16 protein-coding genes are annotated in these 19,957 nt (G+C 69.0%); 7 read left to right on the top strand and 9 right to left on the bottom strand.

What is annotated here, in order from left to right:
* Nucleotides 1–42 precede the first annotated feature (42 nt).
* From ACFYYB_RS35135 to ACFYYB_RS35145, 3 genes are all read right to left on the bottom strand, one after another.
* On the bottom strand, nt 43–1,986 hold the full coding sequence (locus ACFYYB_RS35135) for a hypothetical protein (RefSeq protein WP_389441061.1): 1,944 nt from the start codon (nt 1,984–1,986) through the stop codon (nt 43–45).
* Entirely contained in the window at nt 1,983–2,840 is an 858-nt protein-coding gene (locus ACFYYB_RS35140; RefSeq protein ID WP_389441064.1) for a protein phosphatase 2C domain-containing protein, read from the bottom strand. Before ACFYYB_RS35140 ends, ACFYYB_RS35135 begins: the two co-directional genes overlap by 4 nt.
* A gap of 110 nt (nt 2,841–2,950) precedes the next feature.
* Nucleotides 2,951–3,634 (bottom strand): hypothetical protein, encoded by a 684-nt coding sequence (locus tag ACFYYB_RS35145; RefSeq protein WP_389441067.1) that lies wholly within the window; start codon nt 3,632–3,634, stop codon nt 2,951–2,953.
* A gap of 216 nt (nt 3,635–3,850) precedes the next feature.
* Between ACFYYB_RS35145 and ACFYYB_RS35150 the strand changes: the two genes are divergently transcribed.
* Entirely contained in the window at nt 3,851–4,051 is a 201-nt protein-coding gene (locus ACFYYB_RS35150; RefSeq protein WP_389441070.1) for a helix-turn-helix domain-containing protein, read from the top strand.
* A 606-nt stretch (nt 4,052–4,657) separates the two neighbouring features.
* Here the strand turns inward: ACFYYB_RS35150 and ACFYYB_RS35155 are convergent.
* Nucleotides 4,658–5,428 carry a 2OG-Fe dioxygenase family protein gene (locus ACFYYB_RS35155; RefSeq protein WP_389441073.1) on the bottom strand — a complete coding sequence of 257 codons (771 nt, stop codon included), beginning with the start codon at nt 5,426–5,428 and terminating at the stop codon, nt 4,658–4,660.
* Between the two features lie 253 nt (nt 5,429–5,681).
* Nucleotides 5,682–6,131, bottom strand: a complete 450-nt coding sequence (locus ACFYYB_RS35160) for a TIGR03618 family F420-dependent PPOX class oxidoreductase (protein WP_389441076.1) — start codon at nt 6,129–6,131, stop codon at nt 5,682–5,684.
* A gap of 298 nt (nt 6,132–6,429) precedes the next feature.
* Between ACFYYB_RS35160 and ACFYYB_RS35165 the strand changes: the two genes are divergently transcribed.
* The 3 genes from ACFYYB_RS35165 to ACFYYB_RS35175 all read left to right on the top strand — a co-directional run bounded on the left by ACFYYB_RS35165 (nt 6,430) and on the right by ACFYYB_RS35175 (nt 9,048).
* Nucleotides 6,430–6,750, top strand: a complete 321-nt coding sequence (locus ACFYYB_RS35165; protein ID WP_389441079.1) for a hypothetical protein — start codon at nt 6,430–6,432, stop codon at nt 6,748–6,750.
* A 304-nt stretch (nt 6,751–7,054) separates the two neighbouring features.
* Nucleotides 7,055–7,426 carry a hypothetical protein gene (locus ACFYYB_RS35170; protein WP_389441082.1) on the top strand — a complete coding sequence of 124 codons (372 nt, stop codon included), beginning with the start codon at nt 7,055–7,057 and terminating at the stop codon, nt 7,424–7,426.
* Nucleotides 7,411–9,048 carry a penicillin-binding transpeptidase domain-containing protein gene (locus ACFYYB_RS35175; protein WP_389441085.1) on the top strand — a complete coding sequence of 546 codons (1,638 nt, stop codon included), beginning with the start codon at nt 7,411–7,413 and terminating at the stop codon, nt 9,046–9,048. The genes ACFYYB_RS35170 and ACFYYB_RS35175 overlap by 16 nt, the downstream gene beginning before the upstream one ends.
* Nucleotides 9,049–9,091: 43 nt before the next feature.
* On the opposite strand, the gene ACFYYB_RS35180 is transcribed toward ACFYYB_RS35175, so the two are convergent.
* Entirely contained in the window at nt 9,092–9,343 is a 252-nt protein-coding gene (locus tag ACFYYB_RS35180) for a hypothetical protein (protein ID WP_389441088.1), read from the bottom strand.
* A gap of 262 nt (nt 9,344–9,605) precedes the next feature.
* A complete protein-coding gene (locus ACFYYB_RS35185; protein ID WP_389441091.1) occupies nt 9,606–10,475 on the bottom strand; it encodes an alpha/beta fold hydrolase in 870 nt (289 codons plus the stop codon).
* Nucleotides 10,476–10,560: 85 nt separating this feature from the next.
* Here ACFYYB_RS35185 and ACFYYB_RS35190 point away from each other — a divergent pair, with 85 nt between their 5' ends.
* Entirely contained in the window at nt 10,561–11,043 is a 483-nt protein-coding gene (locus ACFYYB_RS35190) for a MarR family winged helix-turn-helix transcriptional regulator (protein ID WP_389441289.1), read from the top strand.
* 110 nt (nt 11,044–11,153) lie between these two features.
* Here the strand turns inward: ACFYYB_RS35190 and ACFYYB_RS35195 are convergent, their stop codons facing one another.
* Complete coding sequence (locus tag ACFYYB_RS35195) at nt 11,154–12,554, bottom strand: MFS transporter (protein ID WP_389441095.1); 1,401 nt, start codon at nt 12,552–12,554, stop codon at nt 11,154–11,156.
* A 550-nt stretch (nt 12,555–13,104) separates the two neighbouring features.
* Nucleotides 13,105–14,088: a 2,3-diaminopropionate biosynthesis protein SbnA gene (gene sbnA / locus ACFYYB_RS35200; protein ID WP_389441098.1), complete on the bottom strand. Its 984-nt coding sequence runs from the start codon at nt 14,086–14,088 to the stop codon at nt 13,105–13,107.
* A 506-nt stretch (nt 14,089–14,594) separates the two neighbouring features.
* Between sbnA and ACFYYB_RS35205 the strand changes: the two genes are divergently transcribed.
* Nucleotides 14,595–17,342, top strand: coding sequence for a Pls/PosA family non-ribosomal peptide synthetase (locus tag ACFYYB_RS35205; protein ID WP_389441101.1), 2,748 nt, complete (start codon nt 14,595–14,597; stop codon nt 17,340–17,342).
* Nucleotides 17,343–17,381: 39 nt separating this feature from the next.
* Nucleotides 17,382–19,937 carry an amino acid adenylation domain-containing protein gene (locus ACFYYB_RS35210; RefSeq protein ID WP_389441104.1) on the top strand — a complete coding sequence of 852 codons (2,556 nt, stop codon included), beginning with the start codon at nt 17,382–17,384 and terminating at the stop codon, nt 19,935–19,937.
* The last annotated feature ends 20 nt before the right edge of the window (nt 19,938–19,957 follow it).

Here is a 19,957-nt window from a genome sequence, read left to right on the forward strand (position 1 = left end):
TTGGTGGGGTGACGGGATGGCCGCAGTGGGTTGACCGCGGGGTCAGCGCCAGCGCCAGCAGACGGTGTAGCCGACGTCAGGGAACTCGTTGGACCGCCAGTAAGTGGAGGCGTCCTGGCCGCAGAACGCCGGGTTGTTGGGCGTGCTGGTGCGACCAGTGACGTACACGTTGGAGCGCTCGCAGCTGCCGACGTTCGTGAAGGTGGAGCCCGACTTGAGCAGGCATTCGCGGACCGAGGCGTAGCCCGCGTCATCGGGGAACACCATGGACAGGCACTGCAGGACGTCGCGGCCGGCGCCCTTGGAGCCGGGGACGGTCCGCCACTGGTTGTAGTGGGGCCAGCTGTCGCACTTGGAGTGGTCGCTGGTACCGCTGTAGACGGCGAGGACCTTGAAGGCGGCGGTCCGGCAGGACAGGAGCGACCACGGGCCCGCGCCGTTCGGCCCGAAGACGCAGTCGCCCTGCCGGGCGTGGTACGAGTCCCCGCCGGGGCTCTGATAGCTGAGGCACAGGACCCGCGAGTAGCGCTTGGAGCTGACGCTCTGGTCGTTTCCGGGCACCTTGGCGCAGCCGTCGAGGTCGGTGCTGCCCTCGTTGATCCGGAGGACCTTGAACGCGCCGGGGGCGCAGGTGGTCGCGGTGAGGTCGGCGTGGTCGGTGGTGCCGGTGTCGTGGAAGCAGTCGCCGACGGCTGCGATGGCGATCGGATCGGTCGGACTCGGACTCGGACTCGGACTTGGCGTGGGGGTGGGTGTCGGGGTTGGGGTCAGGGTGTGCGGGAGAGTACTGGTGATGACCGGTACGGGCTCCGGGATTCGGAACGGGCTGCTAGCGGGACGCGGTGGGCGACTGGACGTCAGCGGCCGGCTGTCGGCTGCCGGGTGGGAGCTGCTGTTACCGGTCACCACCAGCAGGGCAACTGCGGCGGCCACGACGGCGAGTACCATGCCCACCCCGGTCGCGGCGCCGCCCGTCCCTGTGCCACCGGTGGTTGCCGGACCACCCGACCCGCCGCTGTTACCGACCGAAGGCCGCGGGGTGGCCGGTCGGCCGGGTGGGTTTCGCTTCGCTCCGCCACTGGTTCTCGGCTTGTTGCCGGGTTTCAGGCTGCCGGACACCGAGGCCAGTTGCTCGGCCCAGGCGGCGGGCGTCGGCCGGGCGGCCGGGTCCGTCCCGAGCGAGGCACGGGCCAGGGCGCCGAGGGCCGGGTCGATCGCCGCCAGGGCGGCCGGGTCGGTCGAGGCCTGGTCGTGGGCGAAGAGGCGGACGGCGAGCAGGGCGAGCTTGTAGGTGTCGCTTTGCCGCGTCGCCCGTTCCTCGCCCGCGGGGACGTGCCAGTCCGGGGTCTCGGCCTGCGGCAGCACCGTCGCACCGTCGGTTCGGGCCGCGTCGCAGTCGATGAGGAAGCATTCGGGCCGCGGCGTGAGGGTGAAGAGGAGATTCTTCGGCGAGAGATCACCGACAGCGACGCCGAAGCGGTGCAGCCGGTCGAGGGTGGTCGCGAGGTCAGCGAGCAACAGGAGCCGGTCCCGGTCGGTGACGGTCAGTCCGATCCCGGCAACGTAGGCGTCCTCGTTGAGGAGGTACTCCAGGGTGGTGAGCCGGGGCGAGCCCTGGCTACCGGCCGCCAGGGTCCGGAGGGTGAAGCGGAAGCGGTCGGGGACGGCGCGCATCAGGAAGCCGCACGTCTGCCCGCCGCGCCGGACCACTGTGGCCGGCCAGGCGGTCTTCTCGCACAGCCAGCGCCCCTGTTCGCCGGTCAGCCGCCCGGGCAGCGCGACCGCGGCGGCCAGCGCGGCCGAATCCACCTGCGGCAGCACCGCGGGGGCGTACTCCTTGTAGACGACCTCCCAACCACCGTCAGCTGCCACCTCGTTGATGCGCTTGTTGCGCACCTGATGGACCGATCCCTGGCCGCCGCGGCCGAGTTCCGTTCCCAGGGTCAGTGTGGCGAACTCGACCGGGGTGGCCGGCCGCGTGCTCACCTGGGTCCTTCGGCCCGGGGCCAGATCGCCAGCAGGGTGCGGTCGTCGTCGAAGGTCTCCCGGCTGAAGTCCAGCACATGGCCGAGCCACAACGGCGCCGGTGGCGTGGCGAGTTGTCCGGCGAACAGTTCTCCGACCCGGCCGTCGCCCTCGCCGAGCGGGTCGCCGAAGCCGTCCGTGCCGATCAGCAGCGTCCACGGCTCGGCCAGCCGTCTGACGGCAGTCTCCAACTGTTCGGGGACCAGGGGCAGTGGAGAGACCTCGTTGCTGAACAGCGGCGCGCCCGGTACGGCCTTGCCGCCGAACAGTGGGTGGAAGCCGCCGCCGGCCCGGTCGAGGAGCCACGCCCCGGAGTCGCCGATCCGGAAGAGTTCGGCCTCCAGGGCGTCGCCCGTGGCGCGGACCGCCCCCGCCACCAGGGTGGTCGCGTACAGGCGGGTCACCTCGGCGAGCTGCGGTGCGGGGACGCCGAGCCGCCACCGCGCCAGTTCCCACAGCCGCTGCGCCGCGTGGGCCGCGACGTCGGCCCCGTCGAGCCGGTCCGGTCCCCGGTCGAGCAAGTGCAGGATGCGTTCGACGGCGGCCCGGCACGCCTCGACGGCTCCTTGGTGGGACTCGGCGGCGCTGGATACGCCGTCGGCGACCGCGAAGACGATGCTGCCGGTGGCCTCGTGCACGGCGGCGCGCGCCGCGTCCTGGCGCGGCTGCCGGTAGTAGCGGTGCTTGGCGCCGCGGACGGAGGCGAACCTCAGGGTGAGCCGGTCGGTGGACCAGCCCTCGCATTCGCTGTCGGGAAAGTCGAAGGCGTACTGGCTGGGCGGCCGGGCTTCGAATTCCAGGCCCGGCACGTCCACGGTGATTCGCTGCCACGGTGCCGGGCCACCCCCGGCTGCCGGGGGTGGCCCGGCGGGCCTCGGAGGCACCGGCGGCAGCGTTGGGTCCGGGGCCTCCCGGTGCGCGGGTGTCACCGGCCGACCTCGTCGATGGCCATGGTGAACTGGTCGGGCCGGTTCACCACCAGCTGCGGGTCGGCCGAGTTCAGGGCCTGTCCGGAGGCCACCAGGCTCATGGTGAGCGCGTGGAAGAACTCCGAGATCGCCTGGCCGACGTCGGTCCCGGATTTGGCGAGGAAGGCGAACTCGGGGCGCGTCGCCACATCGACCATGGTCTGCGCCCGGGCATCGCCGAGACCACAGGCGATGATGTTCGGCGCGGTCGGTGTGCGGTTTCGGTCGGTCAGCTCTGCGTGCGGCGCGTGCCAGGACGTGCCGTCGGTGGGCTGGCCGTCGCTGAGCAGGAAGACCACCGGGCGGTGCACCCGGTAGCCCTCGCCGCGCAGCCACTTCACGTCTCCGGGGATCCGCTGCAGCAGGTCCTCGAAGACGGCCCGGTAGTTGGTCACCCCGCGGATCACCAGCCGGGGCACCGTGGTTTCGGTACGCATGTCCGCCACCGCGAGCCGGACCTGCACGTCGTCGGAGAAACCCAGTACGGCCAGCCGGAGCTTGGCCGCGACCATCGGCTCCGCCCTCAGCCCCTCGCACAGCGACGCCACCCCGTCCCCCAGCTCACGCTGGTACGGCGCCATCGAGCCCGACTCATCGGCCACCACGTATGCCGGCAGCAGGACGCCTCTAGTCTCCGCCATCGCAAACACCGCCTCTCAAGTTCACCTACTGGTCGCGTGGACGGGGCCGGCCCGGGCCGCGCAACGAGTGCGTCACGGGGCCGCGGAGCCGACTGTCCACACCGCCGATGCTGGCGTCGCGTCAGGCAAGTGCACAGGTCACAGCGCCGGTCATATATGACCGGTCGTCAGCGGTGGGCTCGCCTCTGTTTCATTCCTCGGGGGGAAGGACGAATCGTGGCGGAGACGCTCGGAGTGCTGGTGCGCCAGTTACGGAAGCGGGCCGGTCTGACGCAGTTCCAGCTCGCCGAGCGGGCAGGGCTCGGCGAGAGCACCGTCCGCCGGATCGAGACCGACCGATCCTTCGACCATCGGCTCGGCACGATCAACCGCATCGCAGACGCGCTCGACGCCAGCACGCGGCCCGCCGACGGGTGAGCACCCTCGGTGGCGGCACCGGCCCGGCCGCGCCGGAAGCGTCGGCGCCCCCACCGGAACCGCTCCCACCGTCCTGGGCCCATGGCTCCCTCACCGACGCTGCGGGGGAGTCGGCCCGCGAGAGCCGGCAGCGCTGGCGCCGCGAGGAGGCCCGGTCGATCCTGGCCGTCCGGTTCGCCAGTGTCCGGCGGTCACGGTCGCGGCAGGGCTCGCCGACGGGGCGTGCGTATGAGCCGGCCAGGTACAGCACACCAGCGGCTGTCAGCTCCGGCATCAAGAGGTCGGGCTGGTCGCCCCATCGCCATACTTCTTCGCCGATTCCGCGTCTGCTCATGTACAGAGAGGTGGACGGATCACGTGCGTCCTCCGGTCGTCCCTGTCGCCCGGCGTCGCACGGCACCGATCGTCACATCCACAGTGCGAAGAGCCTCCCGACTTGTGGAAAGGCCGGTGATCACGCCCCTAATCAGCGGTTTGTCGATGCCTCCGGAGCCGGTGACACCACCCACCCCCCAGCCATCAACGACGGGGGGAGAGAAGGGCATGCCAACTCCGCAGGCCGGGCGCCCCCTTGCGGGTCAACCAAAACTGTAGTATGGGGCGATGTCACAGCTGGGGGACGTACGGGGCGATGCCGATGATGAGGATGGACCGTTCGCCCGGCCCGGGCTCGGAGCCCGCTCGGACCGGGCCGACGTAGTGGCTGACCTTGTGGTCGTGGACGGCGTACCCGTCCAGTGGGTCGGTGAGGGTGAAGCGCGCGTGGATGTCCGTCCACGGGTCCTCGGGTTTGAGGCCCGCGCTGCCCGGTGTGGCGATGACGTTCTGCCCGCCAGTGACGTTGGTACGGCTGATCAGGTGAGCGAAAGTGAACGTGCTGGCCGAACCTCCGTCCTGGTGCAGGCAGTCCGGGGAAGAAACGGCGTCCTGACCGAGATGGTCGACGCCGAGCTTGATCAGGTGGACACCGGCCCACAGCGGCCGTCTCCCCAGGTTCTTCAGCGACAGCACCTGGTCGATGTCCCAGCGCAGGAGTCGCAGCAGCAGAGCGTTGCCGAGCAGCGCCTCGGGGATGCCGGGGAGCACGCGCCCTGTCCGCGGGTGGGCAGGGTCGTCATCGCCCTGGGAGAAATCGGTGACCGTACCGTGCACGGGGTCGGGGGTTCCGGGAATCCAGGACAGTTCGTCCTTCCACGGCAGGTACACGGCGTGGGAGTACCGGCGGAACCGATTCGTTCCCGGCGCGTACGGGTCGGGTGGCAGAGCCGTGAAGACCTCCCGGATCCCGGCCAAGTCCCTCGCCGTGGAGGCGTCCGGGACGATACCGAGTTGCTCCGCGCCGTAGCGGGCGAACCCGCGCTCGCGCAGAGCGTCCAACCCGTCACCCAAACCACCCGCATCAGAGTGCGACCGTCGCCGGGTATCAGTCTCCACGTCTTCCTCCCACAAGGTCACCACCCGGAGCGTGGCGCCCACGGCTCGTGCCGACCTTACGCACACCCTGGGCCGCGCCGATCCGCCCGGTGGACATCTCCCGCGATCGGACGGGAGAGGCGGAGCTGCGTGTGTGCGGCCAGGACGAGCGAGGCCCAGCGGGAAAAGGCCCTGCCGGCACCGGTCTACTGGTCGCTCAGGGAGTAGGGACGGGGCCGCCGGGCCGGAACCGCTCCACCCCTACGATGTGCCGCACCTTGATCGGGCGCACGATCACCGAGACTCGCTGTTCTCCCGGCATGAGCCACTCGTAGCGCTCTTTGCCCAGGTACTTGAGGGCCAGCCGGTCCATCCGATCGTGTGCCTCCTGGCCCTCGATGAACCGGGCTACCACACCGCTGATTTGCACTCGGTCGAGAGGATTGGTGGCGTCGGCGTGCGACAGATAGACGCGGGGGTCGAGGCGCAGGTTTTCCTCCTTCACCCGGCCTACTGAGGTGGTGAACGTCAGCTCCCCCTCACCCTCCAGATCCACCCACATCGGGCTGACCTGCGGTGCTCCGTCGGCGAATACGGTGCCGACGTACCAGATGTTGGGGGCTTGCAGCCGGGCTCGGACAGCATCGTCGAATGTCACAGCAGTCATTCTGTGAAGCTAGCAACCATGCGCGGCGCGACGGCTAGAACTGAAGAAACTCACGCCGGCCCGGGTCCGCCGGGGGTTCGGGAACCTGCGCGCGAAGACGGGCACGCCAGCCGGTCGTGAACGGCCCCGGCTACCGTCCCAACAAGCGCCCCAAGACCACCAGCGACAAGCCCCGACCATCCAGATCCATCGAGCGCAGGAGCGCCGATACGGCTGCCGACGCCGGCGCTCCTGCCTTGTTGTCCTTGCCGCGTGAGAGGCTGCCCGGCGACACCAGGACACGGATGGAGCTGGCGGGATGGGTTTCGAGGGCGAAGTCTGGCGACTGATGCGGCAGGAAGAACTGCTCGGCGAGATCGTCATCGACGAGGCCGACTTCCCATGGCTGAACGGTCGCTTCGTTCCAACGCCGACGTTCATGGAGGTGAAGCCGTGGTTCGACGAGTCGCTGGCTCTCCTGGAGACGGAGGAGTACGAGCAGTTCGACGACGCCTATGACCGGATCGCGGACACCCTATCGCTCGTGGCCCCGTCAGGTCCGGCCGCGGAGTTCCTTCTACACATCAGTGACGATCGCGCCTGGTTCAGGTGGAGTGACGAACCATTCGAGGATGGCTGAGCTGCACGCAGTGATCCCCATGCTGGCCGGGGAAATCGTAGGTGCGGGTGGTAGCGGCGCTCTGTGCAGGTGGCGCGAGGTTGCCGCGACTGCCCCCCCTGAAACGCGGCGTAGGGGTGTCCGGCGAACCAAGGCGTGATGGGCGGCGGACCCTATCTCGTAGCTGCCTGCGGCACCGCTGCCGTACCCGTAGGGCAGGAAGCACATTGCAGAGGTCCGGCGTACAACCTTCGGCATGCCTCGCAGGTCAGAGTCCCCGAAGGTTCCAGCAGGCAGCAGTAGAGCAGGTAGTGCAGGGGGATGTGTGAAGGGGTTCAGAACGGCGATGACCGTCATCGGTGCGGCGGTCGCACTCGGGGTCCTGGGGACCGCAGTGGCCCCGGTCGCGGCCAGCGCCGCGCCGGCCGCGCGGGCGGCTGTCGTCGTGGGCGCGGTGCCGGATGCCTGGGTGGAGGTGTCCAACGGCACCCATTCCTCCCTCGACGACCTCAAGCCGGTGTGCAAGGGGGAGACCATGTTCGTCGGAGGGCCCCTGAAGGCCTATGGGCTCAGCGGCTATGGCGACGGGACCTGGCGCGTACGCCACGTCGACACCGACGCCCAGCACTTCGCTTCCACCAGCCACACGGTCTACCTGGACGTCAGGGGAGGGACTGCACCATGCGCAGCAGAGTGAAGAGCGCCCTTGTCGGCGGCGTGTTCGTCCTGGTGGTGGGCGGGGTGGGGTTTGCGGGCTACGAGATGCTGGGCGGGGACTCGGATGGTGCGGGTGCCGCGTCGCTGAACGCGTCCGGGGCCGGGTCCGGGAAGGTTACGGCCGAGGAGGTCGAGCGGACGTCGCGGGACTTCCTGGCGGCGTGGGCTCGCGGGGACGCGGACGCGGCGGGGACGTTGACCGACGACCCGGCGGCGGCGGTGGAGGCGCTGCGCGGCTTCCGGGAGACCGGGCATGTGGAGAGTGCCGTGGTCACGCCGGGCGCGGCGAGCGGCGCCAAGGTGTCGTACACGGTGAAGGCGACCATCAGTTTTGAGGGGCACCAGAAGGAGCTGGCGTACGCCTCGGAGCTGACCGTGGTGCGGGGCAAGAACAGTGGTCGGGCGCTGGTGGACTGGCGGCCGGCGGTGCTGCACCCGAAGCTGATCAAGGGCGCGACCCTGCGGACGGGTGTGGCGAAGAGGGGCTCGATCCTGGCGTTGGACCGCGAAGGTCGGGAGCTGACCGCGGAGGAGTACCCGTCGCTGGCGCCCGTGCTGGACACCCTGCGGACCCGGTACGCGGACGGGGCCGTGGGCGAGCCCGGCTTCGAGACGTGGATCGAGCCGGCCGACGCCGACGCGCCGAACATGACGCTGCTCACCTTCGCCACGGGAAAGACGAAGAAGGTCCAGACGACGCTGGACGCCGACGTACAGGCCGCCGCCGAGCTGGCGGTGAAGAAGTACGACCGGGCCTCGGTGGTCGCCGTCCGGCCCAGCACCGGCGAGATCAGCGCCGTCGCCAACAACCCGGTCGGCGGGTTCAACGTGGCGCTGGAGGGGGCGCAGGCCCCCGGTTCCACGATGAAGGTCGTCACCGCGGCGATGATGCTGGAGCACGGGCTGGTCGGCGGACCGACCTCCCCCGTCGAGTGCCCTAAGGAGGTGACCTGGTCGGGCGCGACCTTCCACAACAACAAGAACTTCTTCATCGAGAACGGCACCTTCCGGGACAGCTTCCGCCGCTCCTGCAACACCTTCTTCATGAAGGCGCTGGGCCCGCTGAACGCCAAGGGCGTGGAGGACACCGCCCTGAGCCAGACGGCCCGCAAGTACTTCGGCCTGGGCGGGGTGTGGTCCATCGGGATCGCCTCCAGCGACGCCGGCATCCCGGTCTCGAAGGGCCCCGAGACGGCCGCCTCCTACATCGGCCAGGGCAAGGTCACCATGAACGCCCTCAGCATCGCCTCCCTCTCGGCGACCGTGAAGAACGGCGCGTTCCGCCAGCCGGTGATCCTGCCCAGGGAGATGATCAAGGGCAAGCTGACCACCGCCCAGCCGCTCCCCGGAAAGATGGCCGCCACCCTGCGCAGCCTGATGAACGCCGCCGCGACCGACGGCACCGCCGCCAAGGCGATGTCCGCGGTCAGCGGCGACAAGGGAGCCAAGACCGGGTCGGCCGAGGTCGACGGGCAGAGCGACTCCAACAGCTGGTTCACCGGCTACGCGGACGACCTGGCCGCCGGCTCGGTCGTCCAGTCCGGCGGCTACGGCAGCGGGCCGGCGGGCGACGTCGTCGCGTCCGTGCTCAACGCACGGTAGGGCGGAAACGGTCCGGACGCATCGCTGCGAAGGGTTTTCTAGATCATTTGCGTCCGTGGTAGCCGTCTCGCCGTTCCTTGCGCGAGTTGGTCACGAGCCACAGGACGCCCAAGATCACGGCTCCGGCCAGCCACAGAAACACGATGGCCCCCACGCCGAGGGCGGCTCCCACATCGCTGCCCACTCTGCAGGCGTCCTGGACCTCGGGAGGCTTCGTGGCGCAGGTGTCATTGTTGGCCGCTGCGATTCCGAAGATCAGCCACAGCAGCATCACCAGGTTGAACGCGAGGATCACCCATGTGAAGAGCCGCCAATGAGGGCGCCACCGACCGGGGGAACGGCGCTCGGGGGGAGGGGGTGGCGGCCTGTTCCCCCAGCCTTGAGGGGCGTTTTCAGCCATGTCCTGGCCTCCGCTCTCCCGTGTCCGCTTGCTTCCACAGTGAGGTGAAGACGGTTTTCCCGCACTCCGTCGATCTCGCCGATCCCCTCCCGGACTGACCGGCGTCGGCCCGCGGGGTCTGGCGCCGTTGAGCGCAGTCCGCTCCGCTCCATTTCCTTCAAACCGCGCCTGAGGCGGCTTGCTTCTCCTGGTTGTCTGCCAGGAAGTCGGTGATCAGGCGGCTCGTCTGGGCGGGCATGGCGGTGGGCATGGCGAAATGGGTGAGTTCGGCGAGGATCTCGATCCGGGCCTCCGGTACGGCCTTGCGGGCGCAGGCCGCGACTTTGGCGGCGTCATGGGCGTCGCTGCGGCCGGCGAGGAGGACCAGGAGCGGAACGCTCAGGGCCGTGGGGTCCGGGCGGCGGCCGACGACCAGTTTCCGGTTCGCGAAGTCCGAGACGGCCAAGGCATAGAGCCGCTTCCAGCCCAGGTCGGTGTCGGTCCCGGCGGTCTCGCGGTCCAGGTAGGCGTGTGCGCGGGCTCGCGTCGGACGGAGCAGTATCGGCAGCGAACGCAGCAGGAAACCCGGGCGGAAGTTGGCGAAGCACTGGGTCGGGTCGAGCAGTACCAGTCGATCGACCCGCCGCGCGGCGTGCAGGGCATAGGTCAGGGCGATCCAGCCGCCGTAGGAGTGGCCCAGCAGGTGCGTGCGGGACACGGAGAGGCCGTCGAGCAGCGCGTCCAACCAAAACATCAGGTCGGTGGTCGTGCGCAGCGGGCGTCCGCCGGGGACGCTGTGTCCCGCATCGCCCAGGATGTCGACGGCCAGCACCCGGTGGTGCGTGCCAAGAGCTGAGGCATGGGCGAACCAGACCGCGCCGGTGGAACCGCCGCCGTGCAGAAGGAGGACTGGAGTGGCGTCGGCGGGGCCGTAGGCGTGGACACGGGTGGTCCCGTACGGGGTGGGAACGTCGATCTCGGCGGTACCGGTGGGCCAGCGGGCGAGCAGTGCGTCGTAAGCCGCGAAGAACTCTTGAGATGAGGACACGGTGAACCCCCGGAGAATCGTCTCTTTGACCAAGTATCTCGCTTGGCGAGATAATAGCCCGGTGAGTGATGACATCAACCCCGCGATGCGGCTGGTCCACCTACTGCGCGCAGTGACCGTGGAACTCGATCTGCGCGGCGCCGAGTTCGCCGCGCGAAACGGTCTGCACCCGACCGATCTACGGGCCCTCATCCATCTGCTTGACGCCGATCGGGCGGGTACCGACGTCACCCCGGGACGACTCGGTGCGGCGCTGCGGCTCAACTCGGCGGGCACCACTGCCCTGCTGGACCGGCTGGAGCGCCTGGGGCTCGTCCGCCGCAGGCGCGATGAAAACGACCGACGACGCGTCGTGCTGACGGTGGAGCAGAAAGCCGTGGAGCTGGGTCGGTCCTTCTTCGGCCCGCTCATCGCCAACCTGGTCGATGAGGCTGAGGGCTTCACCCCGGGCGAACTGGACATCGTTCACCGCTACCTGACCGCCGCCCTTCGAGCGGCCGCTCCCGGCTACGACGCGTCGACGCCCGCGGCCACCGCCGGGACGCCACCACCACAGCCGTTCCCCTAGCCGTTCCCGCAGCCGTTGCGCGGAGCTGACCGTCGGCCATGCCGCATTCCTCCCACCAGCCCTGAGGGCCCAGGCCCCGGCCGACTTGGTGGCCGGGACCTGGGAGTGGGTCAGTCGGCCTGGCCGTTCGTCTGCTTGGGCAGGAAGAACATCAGGACCCACATCAGGACGAGGAGGCTGCCGACCCACCACAGCACGGTGAGGAACGCCTCGCGGTTGAGTTCGGCGTCGGGTGAGCCGCCGGTGGTGGCGAAGAACAGCAGGGCGGTCAGCGCGGTGCCGAGGGCGATGCCCAGGTGAATCGCCGTGTTGAACAGGCCCGAGGCGGCCCCGGCGTCCTCGTGCGGGACCCGTGCCAGCGACAAGTCGGCGAGCGGGCCGCCGACCATGCCGAGACCGAAGCCGATCAGTACCACCGGAGCGGTCATCCCCAGCAGCGTCAGGTCCCCCTGGCCCGCGGCCGCCTGGAAGCCGTAGCCGGCCACCGCAGCGATCGTGATGAGGGCTCCGGTCTGGGGCAGGCGGCGGGCGAAGCGCCCGGCGCTCTTCGCCGCAAGCGTCGCGCCGGCCAGCTCTCCCAGGGAGAGCAGTACGAAGGCCAGGGACGCGTGGACGGGGCTCATGCCCAGGCCGTTTTGGAGGTAGATGGTCCAGGTCATGAAGAACAGCCCGCACAGCAGGCCGTGCATCAGCTGCGCGGCCGTGCCGCCGGAGAATGGACGGCCCCTGAAGAGGGACAGGGGCACGAGGGGGGCGTCGTCCTGCTTGCGTTGCTGGTGGCGCAGGAAGACGACCAGAACGAGGAGACCTGCGGCGAGCATGGCGAAGGACCAGAGCGGCCAGTGGTGCAGGTGCCCTTCGGAGAGGGGGAAGACGATCAGGACGATGGCCAGCGCGGACAATGCCATGCCGGTCAGGTCGAGCCGGTCGGCCTTCGTCACGGTCGACTCGGGGATGAACTTGCGTCCCAGGACCAGTACGGCGAGGCCGACGGGCACGTTGACCAGGAAGATCGGCCGCCAGGACAGCCCGAAAAGGTCCGCTTCGGTAAGCAGGCCGCCCATCACCGGGCCCAAGACGTTGGCGATGGAGAGAACGGCCCCGTACAGGCCGAATGCCTTGCTGCGGCTCTCGCCGTCGAAGGTGACATGGAGGGTGGCCAGGACCTGCGGGATCATCACAGCCACTCCCACCCCCTGGAGCATGCGGGCGCCGATCAGCAGGCCCGGTCCGGCGGCCAGTCCGCACAGGAGCGAGGCCGCGGTGAACACGACGGTGCCCGTCAGGAGGATCCTGCGCCGGCCGTAGAGGTCGCCGAGGCGACCGCCGGTGATCAGCCCGACGGCGACGGGGAGTGAATAGCCGGTGGTCAGCCACTGCAATGAGGACGGTCCCGCGCCGGTCGACTCCTGGATCGCGGGCAGGGCGGTCAGAACGACCGACTGGTCGAGGAGGTCCATGAGCTCGGCCGTCAGCAGGACCAAGAGGGCGATCCGGGCGGCCAAGGCCATTTTCGGGGGGTGAAGTGCTGGGTCGTCCGGAGACGGGTTGCTGTGCTGTGGCTCGTTGTCGAGCGTGGAGGAAGACACGACGGGAAACTCCTGATCCAAAGGAATCGGGGAGCCCATGCCGACGGCCGCACCGGGGCCGGAAAACACGAAACCCGGGGCAGACGGCAGAGCTGCACCCGGGAAAGACAAAACAGGGGGAGGGTGACGGAACTCAGGCCAGCACGACGCCCGCCCCCGGACACGTGCGACAAAACAGCACGTGGGGAACACGGACGGCTACACGGCCTGGGCTATAGGAAGTCACCTCAAGAACGACACCAAAGGAACAGAAGATTCGCTCCCTGCCACCGACACCTCGGCACAGGAACCGAACCACCATACGACACCCCCGGGCCCGGCCGCAGACCAGATACCAGGCCCGCCCCGGCCAGACCCAGGCCGTGGACGGGTCACACGTCCGGGCTCTCAAGATCAGTCGCAGCACGCACTCGTTCCACCGCTGTAGGTGACCACGGCGCTCGGGATGTGCGGCCCGGGAGCACTCGGCGTGTCAGCCCGTAGAGCCGGCGGCGGTGACGGTCTGTGGCTGGAGTGCGTCCTCACCGTAGAGGTCTTGTACCCAGCCGGTCTGGTAGACGGTGTCGAGGTAGCTCTCGCCGAGGTCGGGGGCGATGGCGACCGCGGTCACCTGCTGTTCCTGCTGGGTCAGCCATTGCGTGGCGCCCTTGACGACGGTGCCGGTCGAGCCGCCGAAGACGAAGCCGTGGCGGGCCAGCCGGTGGCACGTGCGAATCGTCTCGGCTTCGTCGACGTGGACCACGTCGTCGACGTAGGAGGTGTCGAGGAGCGGGGGGCGGATGCTGGTGCCGAGGCCGGGGATCATGCGGCGAGTGGGCGTGTGTCCAAAGGTGGCGGAGCCCTCCGGATCGATCGCGACGATGCGTACCGGGCGGTGCCAGGTGCGGAAGTAGCGGGCGCACCCCATGAGGGTCCCGGTGGTGCCGGCCCCGATGAAGAGGACATCGAGGTCGGGGAAGGCGCGGGCGATGGCCGGTGCGGTGGTCCGGTAGTGGGCACCTTGGTTGTTGGGGTTGGTGTATTGGTTGAGCCATACGTAGCGGTCGTCGGAGGCGCACAGGGCGCGGACGTGGTCGATGCGGGCGCCGAGCAGTCCGCCGGTGGGCGAGGGCTCGGTGACGATATGGACCTGGCTGCCGAGAGCCTCCAGGAGCAGCCGGGTGGCCAGGTTGCAGCGGGAGTCGGTCACGCATACGAACCGGTAGCCCTTGCTGGCCGCGATCATGCCCAGCGCCACGCCTAGGTTGCCTGAGGAGGATTCGACCAGAATGGAGCCAGGAGTCAGCAGGCCGTCGCGTTCGGCGGCCTCGACCATCGCGGTTGCGGCTTTGAGCTTGATGGACCCCGCGAAATTGAATCCTTCGCATTTGAGGAACAGCCGGTGCCCGGTGATGGCCTCGAGGTCGACGTAGAGGTCGTCCTGGTTGAATTCCTGGGGGGCGGATATGACCGGCATGGTTACCTCCTCGCATGCGCTCACGGCGCTGCCTGGTGCCGCCGGCCTTTGTGGGGGCGGCTCGGGGAAGGTGTCGCCTGGTGCCACGTCTTCGGGACTCCGTCTTCGGGACTCCTCCAGTACGCGGGCTGACCGTGGTTCTGTCATGCCACCGGATGTCGTGTCTTGACATAGGCCGCTATTAGGGATATCGGCCGAGCGGGCGTTGTGGTGTGCGGTGTGGGACGACGCCGAGGGGACGACTCGGCGGGGCGTCAAGTCACGATTTTCAGTGGCATGGCGGATATCCGCTTTTCGGGCCTACTGGAGGGGCGGCATCGCGAATCCGTTCTTGAGGGCCTGAGGCCTTTCGCGCACGGAAGAAGCGCATGCCCTTCTTGGTGACAGATGAGAACTCACGGCCTCGCGTCCTGGGGAGCGCTGACTCCCGTCACAGGTCGAGTGCGTGGCCGGAGGGTGCCGACGGCCACGATCCGCGGCGCCCGGAACATCGTCGAGGAGCGCACATGCCAGAAGAATCCACCGATGCCTGGACGACCGGCTCGCCCGGCACCTCAACACCTGCCGACGGCAGGCCCGAAGGCGGGCCGAAGGGCACATCCGGCAGCCCGGCGGCCGAGACCGCGCGGCTCCTCGCGGAGGTGCTTGCCGATGTCGTGGGTGCGGAGCAGGTGCCGGGCGACAGCAACTTCTTTGATGATCTGGGTGCTGATTCGCTGGTAATGGCGGGGTTCTGTGCCCGGGTCAGGAAGCGGGCCGACCTGCCGCCTGTATCGATGAAGGACGTCTACCGGCATCCCACAGTCAACGGCCTGGCCTCCGCGCTCACCCACACCGCGCCCGCCGCCTCCACCCACGCCGCGCCCGCGGCCTCGACGCCCGTATCCGCTCGGCCCGTGACCACGGGACCGGCACCGGATGCGCCCGTGCCTGCCCAGCCGTCCGTCCATCCAGCCGTCCCGGCATCAACGCAGGCACCAACGCCGGGATTCTCCTCGGCGTCCGCTTCGGCGCACCGGGCGGCGGCGCGGGCGGGCACGGGGCAGTACCTGCTGTGCGGAATGCTGCAGTTCCTGGCGTTCCTCGGCTATTCCTACCTCGCCGCCCTGGCCACGGTCCGAGGCTTTGAATGGGTCGGCGCCGGCTCCGGTGCGCTCGATGTCTACCTGCGATCCGTACTGGTGGGCAGCGCGGGCTTCGCCGGCCTGTGTGTGGTGCCGATCGTGGCGAAGTGGACCCTCGTCGGTCGTTTCACGAGCCGTGAGTTCCCCGTCTGGAGCCTCGGCTACGTACGCTGGTGGCTGGTCAAAACCTTGATCCGTACAAGTCCCGCCCGCCTGTTCACAGGGTCGCCGCTGTACGCGGCATACCTCAGGGCGCTGGGCGCGAAGATCGGGCGCGATGTCGCGATCTTCTCCACGCAGGTCCCTGTCTGCGCCGATCTGCTCACGATCGGTGACGGAACGGTGGTCCGCAAGGATGCGTCCTTCTCCTGCTACCGGGCACACGACGGTCTCATCCAGACCGGTCCCGTCAGCCTTGGCCGGAACGTCCACGTCAGTGAACAGACCGTCCTCGACATCAACACCTCGATGGGCGACCAGGCCCAGCTCGGGCACGCCTCCAGCCTGCACGCCGGTCAGACCGTCCCCGCGGGCGAGCGTTGGCACGGGTCACCGGCCGAGCCCACCGGCACGGACTTCCGCACGGTCGGTGCCGTCGAAGGCTCCACAGCCAGGAAGCTCCGCTACACCGTCGGACAGCTGCTCGCCCTGATCCTGGTGTATCTGCCGCTGGCAGCCGGCTGCGTCACGGTGCTGCTGGCCCCACTCTCGCATCTGAACGCAATGCCTCAGGCCGGGATTTCGACGTTCAGCAACGGGACGTTCTACCTAGGTGTGCTGGCCGCATCCTTCGTGTTGTTCTTCGGAGCCGCATTCGCCGCGCTCGTCATCCAGGGCGTGGTGCCGCGCCTGCTCAATCTGGCGGTCAAGCCGGAGACCGTCTATCCGCTCTACGGCTTCCACTACGGGCTGCAGCGGGCCATCACGCTTCTGACCAACAGGAAGTTCTTCACGGCGCTGTTCGGCGACAGCTCCGCGATCGTCCACTACCTGCGCTATCTCGGCTACGACCTGTTCCATGTCACACAGACCGGTTCGAACTTCGGTAGCGAAGTGAAGCACGACAACCCGTTCTTGACCTCGGTGGGCAGCAAGACGATGGTGGCCGACGGCCTGTCGGTCATCAACACGGAGTTCTCCAACACGTCATTCAGGCTGTCTCGGGTCTCGATCGGATCCCACAGCTTCCTCGGCAACCACATTGCCTATCCCTCGCGGGCCAGGACCGGTGACAACTGCCTGCTGGCGACGAAGGTGATGGTCCCGGTCGACGGAGAAGTACGGGAGAACGTAGGCCTGCTGGGCTCGCCGCCCTTCGCCATTCCGCGCACGGTGATGCGGGACACCCGGTTCCAGGACCTGGAGAGCGGTGGCGAGCTGCGCCGGCGCCTGGCCGCCAAGAACCGGCACAATGCCGTCACGGCGGGGCTGTACTTGACGGCGCGGTGGATCCACGTCTTCGCCGTGACCCTCGTCGCCCTGGCCGCGACGACCCTCTACCCCTCGCTGGGAGCTTCGGCGTTCGCGCTGGCCGGTGTCCTCACACTGCTGTTCAGCGTCGTCTACTTCGCGCTGCTCGAACGGGCCGTCACCGGATTCAAGGCGCAGAAGCCGCTGTACTGCTCGATCTACGAGCCGTCGTTCTGGCGGCACGAGCGTTTCTGGAAGATGGCGTCGGTCAATTATGCGCAGTTGTTCGACGGGACTCCGTTCAAGAACGTCGTGTGGCGATTGCTGGGCGCGCGGATCGGCAAGCGGGTCTTCGACGACGGCTGCTTCTTCCCGGAGCGGACCCTCGTCACCATCGGGGACGACTGCACGTTGAACGCGGGCACGGTGATCCAGTGCCACTCGCAGGAGGACGGCGCTTTCAAGTCCGACCGCACCACGATCGGTGACGGCTGCACCCTCGGTGTCGGCGCGCTCGTCCACTACGGCGTGACGTTGGCAGACCGTGTCCAACTCGCCTGCGACTCCTTCCTCATGAAAGGCGAGCAGGTCCCACAACGGGCTCTGTGGGCGGGAAACCCGGCCCGACAGCTGCCGGATCACACCCCACCACCCGCAGCGCTGCCGGCGCAGTTGTCCGGCGCCGCACCCTTGCACCCCCACCCGCTCGGCGGCGTCTGACGCCCGACCCGCATCAGCCCCAGACAGGAGAGACCCCTCATGGAGCTCAACGCATCCACCAGTAGAGAGTTCTGGCACGGCGTCCTGGCCGCCGGCAGCGGCTTCGCGCCCCTTCCGCGCTGGACCCCGGCACCGGTCGCGGGCGTGGCCGGGTACGAGACGCAGGTCCCAGCCGGCCAGGCAACAGCATTGCGCCGGCTGGCAGACGACCTGGGGGTGTCGCTGAACTGTGTACTGCTGGCCGCCCACGCGAAGGTGCTGGCCGCGCTGGGCGGCGAACAGGAGATCACCACCGGTTACGTCGCTGCTTCCGGTGGCCGACCCCTGCCCTGCAGACTGACGACCGGCCGCGACTCATGGCGGGTCCTGCTTCGGCACACCCACCAGGCCGTCGCGCAACTCCTGGCCCACCAGGACTTCCCCATCGATGAGCTCAGGCGCGAACTGGGCCTGACCGAACCACCCTTCGAGACCGTACTCGACCCCACCGGCATGAGCGGCGACTTCCCTGGCGCGGAAGCTGATGCCACCCCGGCCCCGGACAGCAGCACGCTGGCCGCCGCCACGGCGCTGTGGACGGGCATCGCCCACGACGACGACGGACGGCTGACGCTGCGGCTGCGCTACCGCACCGACGTCCTCGACGCGGACTGCGCTGCGCGGATCGCCGGATACCACCTGACGGCGCTCGCCTTGATCGCCGCTGATCCGGACGCCGATCACGCGGGTCAGAGTCTGGTGTCGACCGAAGAGCTCCGTTTCCAAGTCCATGGCCTTGCCGGGCCGCACCGGGACCTGCCCGAGCACCGGGTGCACGAGCTGTTCGAACAGCGTGTACGGCAGCACCCGAACGCCGTCGCGGCCCAGCACGGCATCCGGGAGTGGACCTACCAAGAGCTCAACGCCCGCGCCAACCGCCTGGCCCGCGCCCTGCGGGCCCAAGGACTCCACCGTGAAGGGGTGGTCGCGGTGGCGATGGAGAGGAACCTGGACTGGCTGGCCGCCGTCCTGGCCGTCTTCAAGGCCGGCGGTGCGTACCTGCCCATCGAGCCGCACCTGCCGGCTGAACGCATCAACGCCATGCTGGCCCGTGCCGGATGCGGGCTCGTGATCACCGAAACGGCCGCCACCACCCTTCAGCCGGCTCTGGCTTCCCGGCCCGCAGTCCGGACGCTGTTCGTCGACACCGCCTACGGCCAGGACCATGCCGGGACTGATCTCGGTATCGACGTCACACCCGACCAGCTCGCCTACATCTACTTCACCTCCGGCTCGACGGGTGAGCCCAAGGGCGCGATGTGCGAACACCAGGGCATGCTCAACCACCTCTACGCCAAAATCGACGACCTCGAGATCGGCGAGGGGCAGGTGGTCGCCCAGACCGCGCCCCAGTGTTTCGACATCTCGCTGTGGCAACTGCTCGCCCCGCTGCTCGCGGGCGGGCGGACCCTGTTGATCGAGCAGGAAACGATCCTCGACGCCGCACGGTTCGTCGACACCGTTGCCCGGGGCCAGGTCACCGTGCTGCAGGTTGTCCCCTCCTACCTCGACGTCGTCGTGTCCCATCTCGAGCAGTACCCTCGGACGCTGCCGCACCTGCGGTACGTGTCGGTCACGGGTGAGGCACTGAAGAAGGAACTCGCCCAGCGCTGGTTCACCGCCCAGCCCCACATCAAACTCGTCAACGCCTACGGACTGACGGAGACCAGCGACGACACCAACCACGAGGTCATGGACCGCGCACCGGACGCCGACCGGGTCCCGCTGGGCCGGCCCGTCAACAATGTGCACCTCTACGTGGTCGACGAGCACCTCAATCCGGTGCCGCTCGGTGCGCCCGGCCTGATCGCCTTCTCCGGGGTCTGTGTCGGCCGCGGCTACGTCAATGACCCTGAGCGCACCCGGCCGACGTACCTTGCCGATCCACACCGTGAGGGCAAGCGCCTGTACCGCAGCGGCGACGTGGGCCGCTGGCGGTGGGACGGCAAGCTGGAGTTCCTCGGCCGCCGCGACAACCAGGTCAAGATCCGCGGTTTCCGCATAGAGACCGGCGAGATCGAGAACACCCTGCTCCGAGCACCCGGGGTCCGCGACAGCGCCGTGGTGGTCACCGAACGGCCCGACCACAGCACGCACCTCGTGGCGTTCTACACCGCCCCGCACCCGCTCGAGGCCGGCATCCTGCTGGACCGGCTGGGCACGTCACTGCCCGGGTACATGGTCCCCTCGGTCATCCACTGGCAGGAAAGCCTCCCGCTGACCCCCAACAGCAAGATCGACCGGAAGGCCTTGACGGCCCTGGCCACGCGGCTTCACGCGGCCGAGGGCGACGTTCAGGCGCCCCGTACGCCCGCCGAAGAGCGGCTGGCGGCCGCGTGGGCGAGCGTGCTCGGCATCGCGCGAGGCCGGATCGACCGGCGCGACAACTTCTTCGACCTGGGCGGCACGTCCCTGTCGGCCGTGAAACTTGCCATCTCTCTGGACCGCGCCGTGTCCCCGGCAGACGTCATACGCCACCCCGTCCTCACCGATCTGGCCGGGTTCCTGGACACCACGTCCCACCAGCGCCCCCTCGCACAGCCGGCTTCCCCCTGATCGCCGGCCTCCTCCTCCTC

Origin of the sequence: Streptomyces sp. NPDC002886 (genome assembly GCF_042888445.1) — a bacterium.
Taxonomy (GTDB): Bacteria; Actinomycetota; Actinomycetes; order Streptomycetales; family Streptomycetaceae; genus Streptomyces.

Coding starts and splice junctions, on each gene's coding strand:
- ACFYYB_RS35205 (WP_389441101.1), top strand. CDS start 14,595: ATGCCAGAAGAATCCACCGATGCCTGGACGACCGGCTCGCCCGGCACC.
- ACFYYB_RS35165 (WP_389441079.1), top strand. CDS start 6,430: ATGGGTTTCGAGGGCGAAGTCTGGCGACTGATGCGGCAGGAAGAACTG.
- ACFYYB_RS35210 (WP_389441104.1), top strand. CDS start 17,382: ATGGAGCTCAACGCATCCACCAGTAGAGAGTTCTGGCACGGCGTCCTG.
- sbnA (WP_389441098.1), bottom strand. CDS start 14,088: ATGCCGGTCATATCCGCCCCCCAGGAATTCAACCAGGACGACCTCTAC.
- ACFYYB_RS35160 (WP_389441076.1), bottom strand. CDS start 6,131: ATGACTGCTGTGACATTCGACGATGCTGTCCGAGCCCGGCTGCAAGCC.
- ACFYYB_RS35195 (WP_389441095.1), bottom strand. CDS start 12,554: ATGGCCTTGGCCGCCCGGATCGCCCTCTTGGTCCTGCTGACGGCCGAG.
- ACFYYB_RS35190 (WP_389441289.1), top strand. CDS start 10,561: ATGCGGCTGGTCCACCTACTGCGCGCAGTGACCGTGGAACTCGATCTG.
- ACFYYB_RS35145 (WP_389441067.1), bottom strand. CDS start 3,634: ATGGCGGAGACTAGAGGCGTCCTGCTGCCGGCATACGTGGTGGCCGAT.
- ACFYYB_RS35175 (WP_389441085.1), top strand. CDS start 7,411: ATGCGCAGCAGAGTGAAGAGCGCCCTTGTCGGCGGCGTGTTCGTCCTG.